The organism is Paraburkholderia sp. SIMBA_030 (assembly GCF_046535245.1).
In the GTDB taxonomy this organism is placed as follows: domain Bacteria; phylum Pseudomonadota; class Gammaproteobacteria; order Burkholderiales; family Burkholderiaceae; genus Paraburkholderia.
Window position 1 is genome coordinate 1 of sequence record NZ_JAWRXB010000205.1, and the last position, 328, is coordinate 328.

The following is a 328-nucleotide window of genomic DNA, read 5'->3' on the forward strand; positions in this document are numbered from 1 at the left end:
GCGCGGCCTCCAACGCAGCCATTGAAGTTCGGACGAGCGACGGGAAGGGGCTCAAGGGCACTGTGGTGGGCACCGATCCGTTGTCGGACCTGGCTGTTATCAAAGTCGACGGCTCCGGTTTGGTACCCGCCGCACTGGGTGACTCATCGAAGGTCAACGTGGGGGACACCGCCGTCGCAATCGGTGCACCGTTGGGCCTCACCGGAACGGTAACCGACGGCATCGTCTCCACCTTGAACCGGACCATCAGCGTGGCCTCTTCGGCAGCGCCGCAGAACGGAACCGATAACTCCCAGGGAGGCGGCCAAGGTTTCCAGTTCGCGCCCCC

1 protein-coding gene is annotated in these 328 nt (G+C 64.6%); it reads left to right on the forward strand.

The genetic code is table 11. The features are described from left to right. The coding region (locus tag SB772_RS39685; RefSeq protein WP_410838478.1) for a S1C family serine protease at positions 1-328 on the forward strand (328 nt) is incomplete at both ends.